General features: G+C 29.6%; 16 protein-coding genes. 5 read left to right on the forward strand and 11 right to left on the reverse strand.

Annotated elements, in window-relative coordinates:
- Positions 1–54 precede the first annotated feature (54 nt).
- Positions 55–660 carry a bifunctional nicotinamidase/pyrazinamidase gene (gene pncA / locus H0I29_RS04990; protein WP_218754624.1) on the forward strand — a complete coding sequence of 202 codons (606 nt, stop codon included), beginning with the start codon at positions 55–57 and terminating at the stop codon, positions 658–660.
- Positions 661–730: 70 nt separating this feature from the next.
- Here pncA and H0I29_RS04995 read toward each other — a convergent pair whose 3' ends face one another.
- The 4 genes from H0I29_RS04995 to H0I29_RS05010 all read right to left on the reverse strand — a co-directional run bounded on the left by H0I29_RS04995 (position 731) and on the right by H0I29_RS05010 (position 6,086).
- A complete protein-coding gene (locus H0I29_RS04995) occupies positions 731–1,828 on the reverse strand; it encodes a PepSY domain-containing protein (RefSeq protein WP_218754625.1) in 1,098 nt (365 codons plus the stop codon).
- Between the two features lie 125 nt (positions 1,829–1,953).
- Complete coding sequence (locus H0I29_RS05000; protein WP_218754626.1) at positions 1,954–2,550, reverse strand: hypothetical protein; 597 nt, start codon at positions 2,548–2,550, stop codon at positions 1,954–1,956.
- 51 nt (positions 2,551–2,601) lie between these two features.
- On the reverse strand, positions 2,602–3,648 hold the full coding sequence (locus tag H0I29_RS05005; protein WP_218754627.1) for an alpha/beta hydrolase: 1,047 nt from the start codon (positions 3,646–3,648) through the stop codon (positions 2,602–2,604).
- Between the two features lie 71 nt (positions 3,649–3,719).
- Positions 3,720–6,086, reverse strand: a complete 2,367-nt coding sequence (locus H0I29_RS05010) for a TonB-dependent receptor (protein WP_218754628.1) — start codon at positions 6,084–6,086, stop codon at positions 3,720–3,722.
- 192 nt (positions 6,087–6,278) lie between these two features.
- On the opposite strand from H0I29_RS05010, the gene H0I29_RS05015 reads away from it, so the two are divergent.
- Complete coding sequence (locus tag H0I29_RS05015) at positions 6,279–7,277, forward strand: helix-turn-helix transcriptional regulator (protein WP_218754629.1); 999 nt, start codon at positions 6,279–6,281, stop codon at positions 7,275–7,277.
- A 65-nt stretch (positions 7,278–7,342) separates the two neighbouring features.
- Here the strand turns inward: H0I29_RS05015 and H0I29_RS05020 are convergent, their stop codons facing one another.
- The 4 genes from H0I29_RS05020 to H0I29_RS05035 all read right to left on the reverse strand — a co-directional run bounded on the left by H0I29_RS05020 (position 7,343) and on the right by H0I29_RS05035 (position 12,484).
- Positions 7,343–9,526: an amino acid permease gene (locus H0I29_RS05020; protein ID WP_218754630.1), complete on the reverse strand. Its 2,184-nt coding sequence runs from the start codon at positions 9,524–9,526 to the stop codon at positions 7,343–7,345.
- A 237-nt stretch (positions 9,527–9,763) separates the two neighbouring features.
- Positions 9,764–10,060, reverse strand: a complete 297-nt coding sequence (locus H0I29_RS05025) for a hypothetical protein (RefSeq protein WP_218754631.1) — start codon at positions 10,058–10,060, stop codon at positions 9,764–9,766.
- A gap of 15 nt (positions 10,061–10,075) precedes the next feature.
- A complete protein-coding gene (gene cydB, locus H0I29_RS05030; protein WP_218754632.1) occupies positions 10,076–11,149 on the reverse strand; it encodes a cytochrome d ubiquinol oxidase subunit II in 1,074 nt (357 codons plus the stop codon).
- Positions 11,150–11,152: 3 nt separating this feature from the next.
- Positions 11,153–12,484 (reverse strand): cytochrome ubiquinol oxidase subunit I, encoded by a 1,332-nt coding sequence (locus tag H0I29_RS05035; RefSeq protein WP_218754633.1) that lies wholly within the window; start codon positions 12,482–12,484, stop codon positions 11,153–11,155.
- Between the two features lie 280 nt (positions 12,485–12,764).
- On the opposite strand from H0I29_RS05035, the gene H0I29_RS05040 reads away from it, so the two are divergent.
- Positions 12,765–13,370: a TlpA disulfide reductase family protein gene (locus H0I29_RS05040; RefSeq protein WP_218754634.1), complete on the forward strand. Its 606-nt coding sequence runs from the start codon at positions 12,765–12,767 to the stop codon at positions 13,368–13,370.
- A gap of 41 nt (positions 13,371–13,411) precedes the next feature.
- Here the strand turns inward: H0I29_RS05040 and H0I29_RS05045 are convergent, their stop codons facing one another.
- Positions 13,412–13,993, reverse strand: a complete 582-nt coding sequence (locus tag H0I29_RS05045; RefSeq protein ID WP_218754635.1) for a methyltransferase domain-containing protein — start codon at positions 13,991–13,993, stop codon at positions 13,412–13,414.
- A 104-nt stretch (positions 13,994–14,097) separates the two neighbouring features.
- Between H0I29_RS05045 and nadA the strand changes: the two genes are divergently transcribed.
- Positions 14,098–15,093: a quinolinate synthase NadA gene (nadA, locus tag H0I29_RS05050; protein WP_218754636.1), complete on the forward strand. Its 996-nt coding sequence runs from the start codon at positions 14,098–14,100 to the stop codon at positions 15,091–15,093.
- 9 nt (positions 15,094–15,102) lie between these two features.
- Complete coding sequence (gene nadB, locus H0I29_RS05055; protein WP_254712699.1) at positions 15,103–16,692, forward strand: L-aspartate oxidase; 1,590 nt, start codon at positions 15,103–15,105, stop codon at positions 16,690–16,692.
- Positions 16,693–16,842: 150 nt separating this feature from the next.
- Here nadB and trxA read toward each other — a convergent pair whose 3' ends face one another.
- Positions 16,843–17,142, reverse strand: coding sequence for a thioredoxin (trxA, locus tag H0I29_RS05060; RefSeq protein ID WP_218754637.1), 300 nt, complete (start codon positions 17,140–17,142; stop codon positions 16,843–16,845).
- Positions 17,143–17,161: 19 nt separating this feature from the next.
- On the reverse strand, positions 17,162–18,151 hold the full coding sequence (locus H0I29_RS05065) for a DUF3365 domain-containing protein (RefSeq protein WP_218754638.1): 990 nt from the start codon (positions 18,149–18,151) through the stop codon (positions 17,162–17,164).
- Between the last annotated feature and the right edge of the window lie 32 nt (positions 18,152–18,183).

The following is an 18,183-nucleotide window of genomic DNA, read 5'->3' on the forward strand; positions in this document are numbered from 1 at the left end:
TAAGACTATTGTATCTAGCATCATTGTATATTAATTTCAACTAAAAAACGATTTATGAAAACACTTCTTATAATAGATGTACAAAATGACTTTATCCCAACTGGATCGCTTCCTGTTCCTAATGGAGATAAAATAGTTTCAATTATCAATGAGATACAACCTAAATTTGATTTGGTGATTGCTACCCAAGATTGGCATCCAGAAGATCATATCAGTTTTGCTTCGAACCATAAAGGCTTATCTCCTTTTGATATAATTGAAATTAAAGGAATCTCGCAAACCTTATGGCCAAATCATTGTTTACAAGGATCTAAAGGAGCCGAATTACATCCTAAACTAAATACATTAAAATGTGAAACTATTTTTAGAAAAGGGACTAATAAGGAAATTGATAGCTATAGTGCCTTTTATGATAATGGACACCTAAAATCTACAGGACTAGCTGGCTATTTAAAAGAAAAAGGAACCACTGAACTTTTTATCTGTGGTTTAGCGGCAGATATTTGTGTTTATTATTCCATTCGTGATGCTGTTAAAGAAGGTTTTGACTGTTTTTTTATTGAAAATGCTTCCGAAGCACTAGACAATGAAGGTTTTAAGAAAATTAAAAAAGAAATGGTTGATATGGGAGTTAAAATTATTTCTTCGGAATTTATATAACGCCTTTTCTTAAAGAAATCACACTCTTTTAAACCTATATACAAGTGATTAAAACCCATAAAAAAGGACACTACACATTATTTTTGCTTATTTTTTTAAACCAAATAATAAAACCTGTTATTGGTAACGAGCATCCAACTAAACTAATCAGAAAATAAATAATAATGCTTGGCAAACCCATAATTTCGCCTGTATGTAATGGTTTTGCAATTAACTTAAATTGTTCGTGTAATGGTAAATTTGTAAATAATTCTTGTTTTCTAACTTTACCATCAATTGAAAATTCTATTTTATCCGGAACATAAAAATGCAACAAGTTATCAGTATTCATTTTATTAATATTGATGCTTTTAGTATTTTCATTTGCTAGTTGAATTACTTTTGTTCCGTTATATTTTAAAACACTATCTGTTTTTATAAGCAACGTTTGTAAATCACTTTTTTGCTTTATAACCGTATTTTCTTTTGTTGATAAATCATCAAACAAAACATTAAAAGAACTTGATAAAGATGCTTTTAATGCAATATTGGTATCTGATATTACAATAGAATCTCCGCCCAAACCTATAATTACAACATTTTTTACCCAATGAAAAGAAACATACAAACCGGTAATTGAAATAAAAAAAAGTAACAAAATAGAATAAAACCCTAAAACTCTATGCAAATCGTAATTTACACGATAAAACTTGGCATCAAGCTTTATTTTTAAACTTTTTTTAAGTTGATTTATCTTTTTTGGCAACCAGATTATAAAGCCAGAAAAGAGTAAGAAAATAAACATTAAAACAGCCACTCCGTTTATAAATTTACCAACATCACCAGCCAACAAAAACCTGTGGACTTCTAAAATAAAATCAAAAAAGGCTATTAAATTTTGATTTTTAGTACCTAATAATTCACCAGAAATAGGATTGTAATATGCAGAAACTCCAATATTATTATTACTAAATGATGAAACTAAAATACTTTTATTATTTTCCTTAAAAACAGTAATATTGGTTGCGCCACCAAACTGATTTTCGAAATTATTTAAAATAGTATCAATCGCTATTTTAGAACTATTATTATTTGATTTTATATAAACAACATCACTATCTATAAGGTTTTCTATTTGTGTTTTAAACGCATAAATACTTCCAGAAAGACAAACAATAAAAATTATCACAGACGATAAAAGTCCGAGCCACAAATGCAGCACGGACATGATATACTTAAATAAAGATTCTTTTTTTCTTCTTTTGTGAAGTAAATATTTGATCATTTATTGTCTTTAAAAATTTCTAAAAACGATTATTCTTCGATTTTACCAACCTTATATTCGTCAACCAATTTTAAATATGTGTCAAACTGTTCTTCTGTCATCATCTTTTTAAAAGCAGCTCTTCTACTTACATCAATTTCTTTATGATACTGCATATAAACATCTAGTTTTCCGTGATAATTATCGTGATTATCTCTTAAAACTGTAAAAAAAGTTTCATTTGCTGCATCGTATTTTACAGATTGCAAACTATCTAAATCCAATTCTTTCTTAATTAAAGACATATTGTATTTTTCTCTTCCGCCACGTTCTATGTTTACTTCTGTAAAATAAGTTGCGTATTGTTTGTCCTCTAAAAACGCTTTTATTTTATCATCTTGTTCTGCAAAAACTATTTTTTGTGCAGCCAAAGCAGCTTCTTTATTTCCGTTAGCATCTAACCAAGCTTGTTTTGCTTTTTCTGTATACTCCGTTGTAATTTTATCAAACTTTGTAGTTTGTTCTTCTGTCAATGCAATTTTAGATTTTATCATTGGATAATTAAACCTGCCTTTACTTTCTTTTTCACTACAACCAACAACAATTGTTAAGATTGCTATTATTAAAATTTTATTGATTAATTTCATCTTTATATTTTTTAATTGAACTCAACTATTTTTCTTTATTTATCTAGACTGTTAATCTAGTTTCTCTTTTAAATAAACATTATCTGGATCTTGTTTTTGATGGATTGTATTTAAAATTATCGCATTCTCTTTTTCTTTTAATTTTATAGCTAAATCTACGACTCTGTCTATATAAGCTCCTTGAGGTTTTAGATTAAAACCTATATTTTTTGACAACAAATTATATTGTGTTTCTAATATTGAAGGATTTTTTACAAGCTCTTTTACATTTATTCTAAAACCATTAAATATCGTTCTTAATCCATCAATTAATGATGGTAATACAACACTTCCGTGATCTTCATCATTATAAAATTTAACGTGATAATTTAAATTTTTAGGTGTAGTAATTTCCATTAATTCAAGTGCATTCTTTTTAGCTTCAAAATGAGCAAAATGTTGTTTGCTAGGTACTTTTTGATTTCCTTTAGAATTTGCATTTGCAAAAAACAGAGAACTTCCTTTAAAATCTATTGTTTCTAAATTACTTTCCAACTTTTTTACAAGTACATTATCATCCCACCATAAACTTGGATCTATAATTAAATAAGCATTAAATTCTGAAGGATTTTTTAACAAGGTATTAAACGCAAACAAGCCACCAAATGAATGCCCTATAAGAATTTTATAATCTAATGTTCTATAAGTCTGATTAACTTTAGTAATTAATTCTTCTGTAATAAAAGACTCAAATTTCTTAGAACCTCCATTTTCATAAGATAAACTCGTAACTTTTGTAGGCGTTAAATCTCTAGATCTATTCTTGTTTTTTATTGCCACAATAATACATTCTGGCATTAATGGATAATATCCATCAGATAACTTTTGAACAATCCCCGTAGTAACATTAAAAAATTTTTCTCCGTCTAAAAGATAAATAACGGGGTATTTTTGATTGGCAAAATTCTTATTTGAATAATTTTCTGGTAAAGACACCAAATATTCTCTTTCTTCATCTAATATTTTAGATTGTATGGTTTTTATTTCTCCTATTTCTATTTTTTGAGCTTGAGATAATAAAGACATCAAACAAAAAGCAAAAACAATTATATTTCTCATATCTATGATATTATAAAACAGAAAAGAGAACGCACAAACAACAACGCTCTCTTTTCAACATTTAATAAAAATTAAAACAAACTGTACGTAAGACCTAGTCTAAAGTTAAAAGGCTTTTGAGGTATTCCATAACCATTGTAATATTCTTTATCAAAAATATTATCTGCCTTAAAACTTACTTTGTAATTGTCTTTTTTGTAAAATACCGTAGCATCTACAGTTGTATAAGCTTCTGAACCAAAATTATTGGTTGTACTGTTATAAATTTCGCTCATATGGTTAGCTCCTACTCCAAAGCCTAAACCTTTTGCACTTCCTTTTAAAGCTTGGTAACTTAACCAAAAGTCCCAAACTGTTTCTGGCGTATAACTTAAACTGTTTCCTAAAACAGCTTCATTACCAAAACTTACTTTTTCTAAAGTAGCATTGTTTTTAGTATACCCTGCAACAATATTTAAACCTGGTAATGGATTTGCTATTAAATCAATTTCAAAACCTTTACTCAATGTTTCTCCTGTTTGAGAGCTAATTCCGTTTTCATCCACAATAATATCGTTATCAATATTAATGTTGTAATAACTAATTGTACTTAATAACTTACCATTAAAGAAATCTAGTTTTGTACCAACTTCAAATTGTTTTGCTCTTTCTGGATCCCAAGTAATAATTTCTCCATTTCCGTTATCTGAAGGTGCATTATTATTTAATCCGTCCATATAATTTACAAATAATGATGCTTTATCATCAAAAGGATTATAAGCGATACCTAATTTTGTGCTTAATGCATTTTGATTGTATCCGTTAGTTCCTTCTACTCCATTAGATACTGTGTTACTAGACATAAAACGATCAAAACGTAAACCTCCTGTTAAAGTTAATTGTTTGTTTATCGTAATGGCATCAAAAGCATAAAACCCTAAAGTTTGAAATTTAGTAATTGTTTTATTTTTTGTTCCATCAGCTATATTTGCTTCAAATTGATCATTTGTTAAACCTGTAATTACAGGGTTTGTAGTATCTACCGCATCAATTGCATTCCAAACTCCGGTACGCTGTGTGTCATCTAAATTATTTAAATAACTAATACCTGTAACAAATTTATTATCAACTTTATTACCTTCTACAACATTTAAAAAGTCTTGTTGAATATGTGTATTTTGCGTTTCTCTTGGGTCTAATTGTAAGTAAAATCTATTAACAGTTGTTACATCTCCCATTACAACTCTTAAATAATTTGCATCTGTAAATGAACTTGCTTTTGTAAAGTTAGTTTTTGATGTCCAAGTACCAGATAATTTATAATTCATGTTTATTTGAGATACTAAAGAAGAAAAATAACCAGCCATTTCATTGGTACCATAATTGGTATTAAAGTCCCAGTTTAAATCATCCCATGAATTTACAGTATCAGAAATTAAAGCTCCAGACACACCTCTTGCAAAGTTTAAATTACGTTTACTTTGGTTGTATTCTAGATTTGCTTTAATTGTTAATTTGTCTGACAACTCAAAAGTTAAAGAAGGCGCCAACATAAACTCTTTTATAATTCCTTGGTCTTGAAAACTAGCTTCATTATTATAAGCTCCATTAAACCTAAAGAAAACACTTTCTTCTTTGTTTAAAACTGTGTTATAATCTATGGTTGCTCTATTTAAATCGAAACTTCCTGCGATGTAACCTAAATCTAATTTTTCGCCATTATAAGCTTGTTTTGTTACTTTATTTACAACACCACCAAAGTTGGCAATATTATTAACATTAGCTCCATAAAATAAAGAAGCAGGTCCTTTTATCAGTTCTATTCTTTCTATATTTTGAGGATCAATTGGAGCCTTTACCCAAGCAATTCCGCCATTTCTTAAATGTACGTCAGATCTAAAACCTCTTAAAAACACACTCACATTACCGTCATTAGATTGTACATAACCTCCACCAGTAATACTTTTAAAAGCAGAAGCTAAATCTGTATTTACTTGTTCTTTTAATAACGCATTTGTTACTACTGAATAAGATTGTGGATTGTTACTATTCTTTAATGGAACCTTTGCAACATATTCAGATTCCTTATGTGCAAATTGATTTAAACGTTCTGCAATAATTACAACTTCATTTAATTGCTCTTGATTTTCATCTAATTGAACATCATTTATCTTAGTTTCTAATGAGTTTACTTGAATTTGAATGCTTTTACTGTGCATTCCTATTAATGAAAACTCTAAAGTATAATCTCCGTAAGGAATATTTTTTAAAGAATATTTTCCATCAAAATTTGTAGTAGTACCAAATTTAGTCGACTTAATAATTACATTTATAAAAGATGCTGGGTTTCCATCTGATGTTATTACTTTACCTGAAACACTGCCTGTGCTTTGTTGAGCATAGGTTGAGCTTATTAAAAACAACGCAATAATTGTTTTTAGAATTTTTGATATTTGCATAATATTAATTGATTTTTATTTTTTAAGATTTAAAAATGAAAGTGTATTCTTAATATAAAATTAGATACCTTAATTTTTTACTGTTCTTATTTAGACTAATTATTAATAATGTTTTATTTTTGCACAAATTTAGATAAGTAAAAATCTATTACTATAACGCAAAAGGTTTTTTAATCAACGAGAAAAGAAGAAATGAAAACAACACTAAAAAGTTCTATTTTTGATAAAAACATATTAGTAAAATCATTTCAAAAAAATTTTAAAACATCAAATTATACAGAAAAAACAACTGAAATAAATAACAATAGTATAAAAGGAATACAAACAGAAATTTGTATTAATGGTTTAAGAATTATAATAAGAGATCTTAAAACAAAAGAATATAATATAGAGGTACAGCATGATTTTCCTTTATATAAATTACAATTTGAAATAGAAGGTCATAGCCATTATGTACCTTTAAATTCATCGCAAACAGAAATTTTTATTCCAAATGCGCATTATAATTTATTTTACTTACCAGAAGTTAATGGTACTTTAAATTATAAAACAAAAAGGAGAAAAACCTTAGAAATACTTTTTACAGAACAATATCTAAAAGATATTATTGGTACTAATTTTAAACAAATACTACACAAAATAGGCACAGCCATCTCTAATAAAACAGCCTTTTTATTATGGGAAAAAAGTAAACCTATATCAATTGAATTAAAAAGCCACATTCATCAAATTGTTAATTGTAAGTATCCTAATGATTTAAAAAAAGCATATTTAGAAGCAAAAATCAACGAATTATTAATACAGTTATTAGCCAAAACTAATGAAAATAATTACGAAGAAGAAAATAGCCTTTTACCTATAGAGGATTATAAGAATATTCTAAAAATAAGTGAATACATACATATAAATCTAGAAAAATCTTTAACAATTACCGAATTAGCTGCAACAATAGGAGTAAATACATCTAAACTTAAACATGATTTTAAAGTAATATATGCTACCACAATTTTTAAGTATATAACTAATATTAGAATGGAAAAAGCAAAAGAATTAATCCTAGAAAAAAATTACAATGTAACAGAAGCGGCGTATAAAGTAGGCTACAAACATGCACAACACTTTACAGTTGCATTTAAAAAGATTTATGGTTACTTACCTAGCAAACTAACAGATTTTAAAACTTCTAAATAAGGTAAATACAAGAACGTAAATAACTTTAAAAAAAATAAAAAAGACTAAAAACACACCTAAACTAACTATTTATCCTCTACAAAATCTAAATCTAGCACATTAAAGTTATTGGCTGCTTTAACTAATAAAGTAGAGCCAATAGTTTCGAATAAGTCATTTGTTTTAAGAATAAATTGAGCTTGTTTTTCAATTTTATAATTAGGAATTCCAATAATTGTTAAATCTGTAGATTTAGAGTATTGTTTTATTAAATCATAAAAAGAGGTTTGATCTATAACATTTTCTACAATTACAATTTCTACTAGCACTCTAAGGTCTTCTACTAATTCAGATATTTTTGCATGAATAACAGCAGGATTCACATTATTATTATCTACAAATAAAACACGAATAGAAGTTTGATTCCATTTTGGAGCAGCAATAATAAAACGAGCGATATTTAGCATCATTTCAGCATTTTTACTATCCGTTTCTCGCCACCATAAATCTATTGTTTTATACCTTCCAAATTTCGACTTTCTATCAAAATCTAAATACAATAAGTTATAATCTAAATAAAGCAAAGTTTCCGTCATTTCTGCATATTCAGAAGAACCTTCTAAACCTTTTGGCCATCCCATCATAATCGTATTCGGTTCTACCCCAGAAAAGCCAAAAGTAGTAGCAATATTGGTAATTCCTTTATATAAATTATCAACTTTTACTTGTCTAGCAAAAATACCTAGCTCATTATAGATGTCTTCTCTAACAACCTGATCTCTTTTCTTTAAAGGAATTTTATTCTCTTTGTCTATAATCAACTTAAAGTTAGTAACCACACCAGTTTTACCAGAAACGGCTTTACTTAATTCTAATAAATACCCTTGATGCTCACTGCTACCGCTAAAAAGAATAATATTTGGGTTCCAATTAGTATCAATATCATGTTTTGTATCAATCTTCATCAAGCCTTTATTCACCACATTTTCCCAAACACTTTTCCAGATATCTGTAGAATTTATTTTAACTTCCTCTCTTTGCAACATAAAATACAATCCACCAATTACAACTAAAGCTGCCATCATAGCAATCATATCTAATTTAAACATCACTCCAAAACAAGCCACAACTCCCACTAACCCAATCCACCTTTTAATTTTAAAAGTGGGTTGAAAATCTGGGTTTGCCCAACTTTCTAAAAAAAAAGAAAGATTAATAAAGCCGTAAGCAGTTAAATAAAACATAGAAACCACACGTGCAATAACATCTAATTCACCAATTAAAATACCAGCTTCTGCTATTAAAAACACCAATAATAATGCATTTACTGGCTCATTATTTTCACCTCTTCCCTTTGCAAAAAAGCGAGGTGTAACTTTATCTACAGACATGGCTTGCAAAATTCTTGGACCACCTAAAATTCCGCCTAAAGCGGATGATAATGTTGCTCCCCAAACTCCAGCAATTACGGCAGGAGCAAAAAAGGCTATTTTCATTAAAATATTATAATCTGATTTTAAAACATCAGAATCTATTGTGTACGCTATAAAAACTGCCAATACTAAATACACAATTAAACCAACTCCAATAGCAAGTAAAGTACCTTTAGGTATAGAATTTTTAGGATCTTTTAAATCTCCGCTCATTGCTATTCCGGCAGTAAAACCAGTAACTGCAGGGAAAAATACGGCAAAAACAACTTCTAAAGGAACGGATCCTTCCGTAGAAAACATAGATACCGTTTGTGGTGTAAAATTGTGTGACCCAAAAAAGATGGAAATAATTGATAATACAATGGCTCCTAAAATAAAATATTGAGATTTTAAAGCTAAAGAGGTGCTTATTAAAGCCAAAGCAGTAAGTAAAAATAAGGCAATAGTTCCAGTAATTCTAAAGTCATTTATCCCCATCCCGAAGCCTAAATAACTGTTAAAGCTTTCTGCAAAACCGATTAAATATAATGCAATGGAAAAAGCAGTACCTACATACAATGCAATACCAATAGAACCACCAATTGGAACGCCCATACTTCTAGAAAGGACATAGTAAATTCCGCCTGCACCAATTTTTTTATCAGTGGCAACAGAAGACACACTAAGACCTGTTGAAATAGAAATAACATGTGCAATTATAATAATTAGAATGGCGCCTAACAAACCTGCGTTTCCAACTACCCAACCCAAACGCATATACATAATTACACCTAAAATGGTAAGTAATGATGGTGTAAAAACACCTGCAAATGTGCCGAATTTTTTAGTTTTTGACATTTCTTAAATCTTGTTTATTAAAATAAAGTAATCTACATATGATTTTTTGAATTCATCGATTTTCTCTAATTGCAAGATATTAATAATTACTCAGCCTAAAAACTAAGTTAACATTGCATACTCTAACCAAATTATTTAATGAGATTTTAAAAATAAACTTTTAAAGTTTCTAAAGTCTAACTTCTCTTTTTTATCATCACCAAGTGGTTAATAATTGTGTAAAAATATAATCTCTTATTATTTATTTAACCTATTTTTTATCAGCTTAAGAACAATTAACCCTAATATTCCTCCTAAAAGTGAGACGATACAATTTATGCTAAAAAGTACTCCATTAAATGTTTCGTTTTGCATTATCGATTGCGGATTAAAGCCTAATCGTCCAAATGATTTAATAAAAAAGACACTTCCAAAAACACCCGCTATTGTATTACCTACAATACCAAATGAATATTTTTTAAACAGCATACCAAAACCTATCGCCCCAATTATTCCTAATAAAATACTCAGTAAAGAAATTAATGTTTCTGTCATAATATTAGATTTAGACTAATGGCCGTAATCCATTTTATCAACTTTACCACCCTTTAATCTTTTTTGGATAATTGCGTAAATTACAACCAAGATAATACCAATAATACCCCAAATAAACGCTATAGATAGGCCGTATTCTGGTGCCGCAGTATTGTATATCGTAAGTGGCTCGTGAACATCATTAACAGAAGGTAAAATAACAGGAAATAAAGAAGCCAAAGAAGAGGTGATTCCTCCTAATATTAACAAAGTTGATAGCCAAAAGGCATGTACCTCTTTTTTAATTTTTTTGATAAAAAACAAGCCAACTAATCCCGTAAAATACAGCATCGGGAATACTAATAAATAAGGTTTATCTACAAAATTATTTAAAGAGTCTGGATTTACAATTTGCCAAACTGCTACCGAAAAAATGGTAAGAATTGTTAAAACAATATTCAACTTAAAAATAACACCTTTCAATTTTAAATTGATAGACGAATTTGTTTTTAAAATTATCCAGTTAGCACCGTGTATTGCCAAAGTAACTACAGAAATTAAACCTATAATAATCGTAAACCAATCGATAACTCCTGGATGTTCTGTTAGAGGACTAAAACTACTATCCCAAAGTGGTAAGAAAAAATAATGCCCTTCATACACAGAAACTCCGTTTTCTACGCCACCTAAATTTACACCTCTCACAATATTCCCTAGAGCAATCCCAAAAAATAAGGCCAGTAATAAACTAGAAACTCCAAAAGAAACATCCCAAATATCTTTCCACATCTGATATTTAAATTGACTTCTAAATTCAAGTCCAATTGCTCTAAAAATAATCAACCATAAAACGATGATTAAGGGCAAGTAGAATCCGCTAAATACAGAAGCATAAAACGTAGGAAAAGCCATAAAAAGCATTCCTCCTGCAGCTACTAACCAAACCTCATTAGAATCCCAAAATAAACCTGCAGATTTTGTAATTACTTCTTTATCCTTTTCTTTTTTAGCAAAAAATAAATGAATAATTCCTGTTCCGAAATCATATCCGTCTAAAACAAAAAAGATTCCTAAAACTGTTGCTATTATAATGTACCAAAATATTTCCATCGTTTAATGTTTTTGAAGTTTAGGACCTTCGTTAATCGTTTTACCTACTAAAACTAAAAATAATAGTCCTAATAGCATGTATAAAGCAACAAAACCTAATAAGGTAAATAAGGTGTTACCAGAGGATACTGTTGGCGAAATACCATCGCTTGTTTTTAACAGACCATATACTAAATACGGTTGTCTACCAAGCTCTGCTGTATACCAACCCGTAATATTTGCGATGTACGGAAACGGCACTAAAAACATAATAAACCAAAGTAACGGTTTAAAAGTGTACAGTTTTTTTCGCCATAAAAAGAAAAGTGCCAAAGCCATAACCCCAATAAATATAGTACCTAAACCAACCATTATGTGATACGAATAATACAGCGCCGGAATATTATCTGGTAATTCTTCTTTTTTAAATTGATCCATTCCTGGAATTTGCTTGTTCCAATCTTGATGGGTTAAAAAACTTAAGATATTAGGAACTGCAATTTTATTGTCTAATTTTTTTTCGACCATATTTGGCTGTCCAATCAACACAATTTCTGCTCCAGCTTCTTCTGTTTCAAAAATCCCTTCCATGGCAGCAAAAGCTGCTGGCTGATATTTTGCAACATTTTTAGCATTCCAATCTCCAGTAGGGAAAGCCACTAAAAGGCTAGAAACTAATCCGAAAATTATACCGGTTTTTAAGAATAATTTTCCGTATTCAACTTGTTTTTTTCTTAAAATATAAAAAGCACCAATACTGGCTACCACAAAAGATGAGGTTACCACAGATGCCATTTGATTGTGTAAAAAAGCAGGTAACAACCAAGGATTGGTAAAAAGAGCAGAGAAATTTTCTAATACAAATTTTCCGTTTTCTAAAATCTCATAACCTACCGGATGCTGCATCCAAGCATTAGTAGCAAGAATAAACCAACCACTTGCCCAAGAACCTAAAAACACCAAAAAGCCTGTTAAGAAATGGAGTTTTTGTCCCATTAATTTTTCACCAAAAATAAAGAGTGCTAAAAAGGACGATTCTAAAAAGAAAGAAAACATCCCTTCCATGGCTAAAGTCTGACCAATAATTCCGCCTGTAAGCTCAGAAAATTTTGCCCAATTGGTACCAAATTGAAACTCCATTGGAATCCCCGTAATAACACCCATTGTAAAATTAATTGCAAAAATCTTCATCAGAAATTTTGCAGCATTGTTATATTGTTCATTGTTATTTCTTAGATATTTCCATTTATAATAGACTATCAATAATGAAAGTCCCATTGTTAATTGCGGAAATATATAGTGAAAGGTGATAGTAAATGCAAACTGCAACCTATCATAAAAGAGCATGTCTTCCATATTAAAAATACTTGTTATATTTATTAAGATCTACAAAAATATACATTACCATACGTTCCCTATGTAACATAAGTAGCTAAACCCATATTTTTACATTGGTAAATTTAAGAAAACAAGAACACATAGAAGCCTCTAATATTTAATATTACTTTAACATGATTGGCTACAAGAGGTACGTCTGTTAGGCCTTATTTTATTTATGTTTGTATGCCTTGTAAAGGTAAAATATTCAGTATAAATTATAGTGAGAAAGAAATAAGTTTTATTAAAAAATATTAAAATGAAAAAAAATAAAAACACCAAGAAAACGTGGATTCAGAACGGAGTTTTTGTATTAATACTTATTACGCTTTACGCTACAGGTTTGCATACAGAAGTAATTGGTTTTGCACAACGAGGCGTATTGGCTACTGGCATAATGAACCCTGATGTAAAGGAAATCACAAACAAAAAAAACTCTAAAACTATTTCTGAATACACAAAGGCTGATTTAAATATAAAGTTGATAGATAGACATGGTAAAATTATTTCTTTAGCAGACTTAAAAGATAAAGTAATATTTCTAAATTATTGGGCAACCTGGTGTCCTCCTTGTATTGCTGAAATGCCAAGTATCAGTAAATTACATAAAGAAATGGGTAATGATGTTGCTTTTATCCTCTTGTCTTTCGATAAAGATTTTGAAACTGCAAAGGCTTTTAATAAACGAAAAGATTATAATTTACCAATTTATACGCTTGCTAGTAATTTACCTACAATGTTACAATCATCTGCCTTACCAACAACTTATATCATTGATAGTGACGGAAATATTGTATTAACACATGAGGGAATGGCCAATTACAACACAGATGAATTTAGAGTATTTTTAGAAAATCTAAAATAAATTCATATTTCCCAAAATACACTTTTTAGATTGTTGTTTTATTATTTCTTTACAAACTTCACAAACAATTCCATTTTTTGTCTGTTTGGATAAGAATTATAACATGTTGTAAAAATATCTAGATTAAAATAGGAATCAAAGTACGTAATATACTCTTCTTTACTTCCACCAAAAGGTGGATGGTGATCATTTAATTTTGCATCAAAAAGCAATCCTACTAACTTCCCTTTTTCACCTAACAAATGGTTCATTTTTAACGCATACTTTTCTCTTAAATCAGGATGTATTGCACAGAAAAAAGTTTGTTCAATGATCAAGTCAAAAGTTTGATCTAACTCAAAAAAATCACCCAATATTAATTGTGATTCCGGAAAGCCTGTAACCCTATTTTTAATATTTACCAAAGCACTTTTAGCTAAATCTATTACATAAACATTGGTAAAACCGTTGTTAAAAAGATATTCTGCTTCGTAAGAATTCCCACCGCCTGGAATTAAAATTTTTAAGTCTTTGTTCGTTAATTGATCAAAATATGTTTTTAAAGGAGGAGAAACAGCTCCTAAATCCCAACCAATTTTGTTTGTTTGATACTTGTTTTCCCAAAAATCTTCAGATAAGTTCATATTTTAGCTTATAATCATCATAATTTAACAGAATGATGACAATCATTTTCCTACCAACAAAATAGAGTTTATATTTGCAAAGTAGTTAATAATAAACACTTTTTATGAAAACTTTAGTTAGTGCAAAAAAAAACCTCAACAAAAAAGGATTTTTAGATATTGAAACTCCTAATATTGATTATGTTAAGGAAATTTTGAAACTAAAAAAGGAGAAGAATGCAGTTATTTTAGCGCATTATTATCAAATAGATGAAATTCAAGAAATTGCAGACTTTGTTGGTGATAGTTTGGCTTTAGCACAACAAGCTGCTAAAACAGATGCAGACATTATTGTTTTTGCAGGAGTTCATTTTATGGCAGAAACTGCAAAAATATTAAATCCTACTAAAAAAGTTTTATTACCAGACTTATTAGCAGGTTGTTCTTTGGCAGATTCTTGTCCGCCAGAACAATTCTCAGACTTTAAAAAGAAACATCCAGATCATTTAGTTGTTACGTATATAAATTGCTCTGCAGAAATAAAAGCATTAAGCGATTACGTTTGTACCTCTTCTAACGCTAGAAAGATTATTGATTCTATACCACAAAACCAACCTATTATTTTTGCTCCGGATAGAAATTTAGGAGCTTACTTAAATAAAGAAACAGGAAGAGATATGTTACTTTGGGATGGCGCTTGTATGGTTCATGAAGCTTTTTCTATGGAAAAACTGATTGACTTATATCAAGAACACCCAGATGCAGAATTAATTGCGCATCCAGAATCTGAAGCACACATGCTTAAAGTAGCCAAATATATTGGCTCTACTTCTGGTCTTTTAAACCACGTTAAAAATAGCGATAAAAAGAAATTTATTGTTGCTACAGAAGCTGGTATTTTGTTTCAAATGTTACAAGAAAATCCTGATAAGGAAATAATTCCTGCTCCAGCAAAAGAAGATAATACTTGTGCTTGTAGCGAATGTGCTTATATGAAAATGAATACAATGCAAAAATTGTATTTATGTTTAAAACATGAATTACCAAATATAGAAGTAGAAGCAGAATTATGCGAAAAAGCAATAATTCCTATCAACAGAATGCTAGAACTTTCTAAATAACGCCTTAAAATGTTACCTGATAAAAACATAATCTCTACCGATTTTTTAATAATCGGTTCTGGAGTTTCTGGATTAACTTTTGCTTTAAAAGTTGCTCTAGAACACAAAGACGCTAAAGTTGTTATTGTTACTAAAGACAAACAAAGCGAATCTAACACAAAATACGCCCAAGGTGGTATTGCTACCGTTTATAATAAAACTGTTGATACCTTTAAACAACATATAGAAGACACTTTAATTGCAGGTGATGGTTTATGTGACGAAGAGGTTGTTAAAATGGTTGTTAGAGATGCTCCAGAAAGATTACAAGAATTAATAGATTGGGGAACAAAGTTTGATAAAAACGAAAAAGGAAATTATGATTTAGGTAGAGAAGGCGGACATTCTCAAAACAGAATTTTACATCATACAGATATTACAGGTGCAGAAATTGAACGTGCTTTATTAGCACAAGTAAATGCACAACCAAATATAGAATTTCTTACCTATCATTACGCGATAGATTTAATTACAGAACATCAAACTAAAAAGACTAAAACAAAGCGAAATGGCAAAATTTCTTGTTATGGTGCTTATGTTTTAGATATTAAAGAAGATAAAGTAAAAACCTTTGTAAGCAAGTTTACACTTTTAGCTTCTGGAGGAAATGGGCAAGTTTATGAAACTACTACAAACCCTACTGTAGCAACTGGAGATGGAATAGGAATTGCATACCGGGCAAAGGCAGAAATTTCTGAAATGGAATTTATACAGTTTCATCCAACAGCGTTGTACAACCCAGGCGAATATCCTGCCTTTTTAATATCCGAAGCTGTGCGAGGATTTGGTGCAAAACTAAGAAATTACAATGGTGATTTTTTTATGCATAAATATGATGAAAGAGAAGAATTAGCCTCTAGAGATATTGTTGCAAGAGCCATTGATAATGAATTAAAAAAGAGTGGAAAGCCTCATGTATATTTAGATTGCACTAATTTAGACATGGTAAAATTTAAAGAGCACTTTCCTAATATCACAGAAAAATGTGCATCTTTAAATATTGATGTAACCAAAGACTATATTCCTGTAGTGCCAGCGTCTCATTACATTTGTGGTGGTGTAAATGTGAATAAAAAAGCAAAAACATCTATCAAAAAATTATATGCTTGTGGAGAAGTTACAAGAACTGGTTTACATGGTGGAAATAGATTGGCTTCTAACTCTTTATTAGAAGGCTTGGTATATGCTCATAATGCCTTTCTAAGTGTTTCTAAAAAATACAATAAGGCCAAAACACCAAAAGATATACCTGTTTGGAATGATAATGGTGTTATTAAAAACATGGAAAAAGTATTAATTACACATGATAGAAATGAAGTAAAAACTATTATGACCAATTATGTAGGTATCGTACGTTCTAACGAGCGTTTGCTTCGGGCAGAAAAGCGTTTAAAAGTACTTTATGAAGATAACAAACGCCTTTATGACCATTCTGAACTTTCTATAGATTTATGCGAGCTAAGAAACTTAATTACAACAGCATATTTAATTACCCAATTTTCTAAAAAGAGAACCGAAAATTGTGGTGGTTTTTATAGTTTAGATTGTATTTCTAAATAAAAGAAGCTGTCTAAAAAAGGTTTAAAAAACTTAACTTTTTCAAAACATCAACTTAATCTAGTTCTACCTTCATAAGAACTTGAAATCAATTTAGATTGACAAAAATGCCCTTTTTAGACAACTATTTCTAATCAACCTAGTATTAAATTACTACTTACCACTGTTATTTATAATAGTGATTAACTGGTTTTTAGGTACTGCACCAGATTGCCTCCAAACTTGTTTGCCAGACTTGTATAAAATTAAGGTTGGTACACCTCTAACTTCATATTTTGCAGCTAACGATTGGTTTTTATCAACATCTATTTTAACAATAGAAACTGCATCACCTAATGCGTCTTTTACTTTTTTTAAAATTGGACTCATGGTTTTACAAGGTCCACACCATTCTGCAAAAAAATCTACTAAAACAGGTTTATCTTGATTTATAATTTCTGAAAAATTGCTCATGCCTAAGAACTTTATTTGATTATTTATTAAAGGTAATACTCCAAATTCCTCTCACTTGATTTTCACTATATCCAATCGCCAAATCCTTTGGATATAACTTGTCTATTTGGGCTAATGTAGTGCTTTTAATATCCGAAGTTGGTGTACCATGACATTGTAAACACATGCTATTTGTTTTAATTGGGTAATAAAACTTTACATTTTCTGCAGATTCAACAACAATGGGCTCTGACTCTTTATTTGCTTTAGCCTCTTCTTTAAAAATATTAATATAACCTTTTTCTAAAGTGTTTGCAACATTTTTAATATTTCTTGGTTTGTCAGAGACTCTTTTTATGGTTGCTTTATATACAACAGACATACTATCTGTTAAAGGAAAAGCTTGCACATTACAAAAATTTAATGCTGCCAGAGTTCCTTTTTTTTGAATTGTCCCCATTAAGTTTTTACCCAAAACACTTTTGGTAGCTAATGCATACTTCAATCCTTTTTCACTGTAAGATAGTTTTTTTAAATTAGTACCTTGACCTTGCTGTTGCCTTTGCATTCGTTTTCCATTACCGCCTCCGTTTCCATGTTGTTGATTATAATGTTCGTCAAACCCTTCTGGTTTTTCAATATCACGCTCAAACATATAATCTGAAATTTCTTTGATAGTTTCTTCTGGAAAAGCTTGTTTTGGCATTACTCCAAAACGTTTTACTGCACCGTACATTTTAGCATTTTCTTCCGTTGGGTTTTTAATAAAATCTTGTATTGACTTAATAAATGCTCCTTTAGAGCTATTACTCATTAAGTAACGCTTTTTTATAGCAATCATTGGTGGTGCTATTCTATTATCTTCTATGGTTGTTGGGTTGTGGCAAACGTAACAGTTTGTTTCTAGTAACTTTTTACCGGCATGTTCTTGAGTTTCTAAGACACCATTTTTCTTAGAATAAGTGGTTTTTTTAGAATCTTTACAACCTAAAAACAAGACAATTACGACGATTGATATAAGAGATTTCATTATTTTTATTACAAAAATAAGACACCACTTTA

This window comes from Polaribacter sp. R2A056_3_33, from assembly GCF_019278485.1.
In the GTDB taxonomy this organism is placed as follows: domain Bacteria; phylum Bacteroidota; class Bacteroidia; order Flavobacteriales; family Flavobacteriaceae; genus Polaribacter.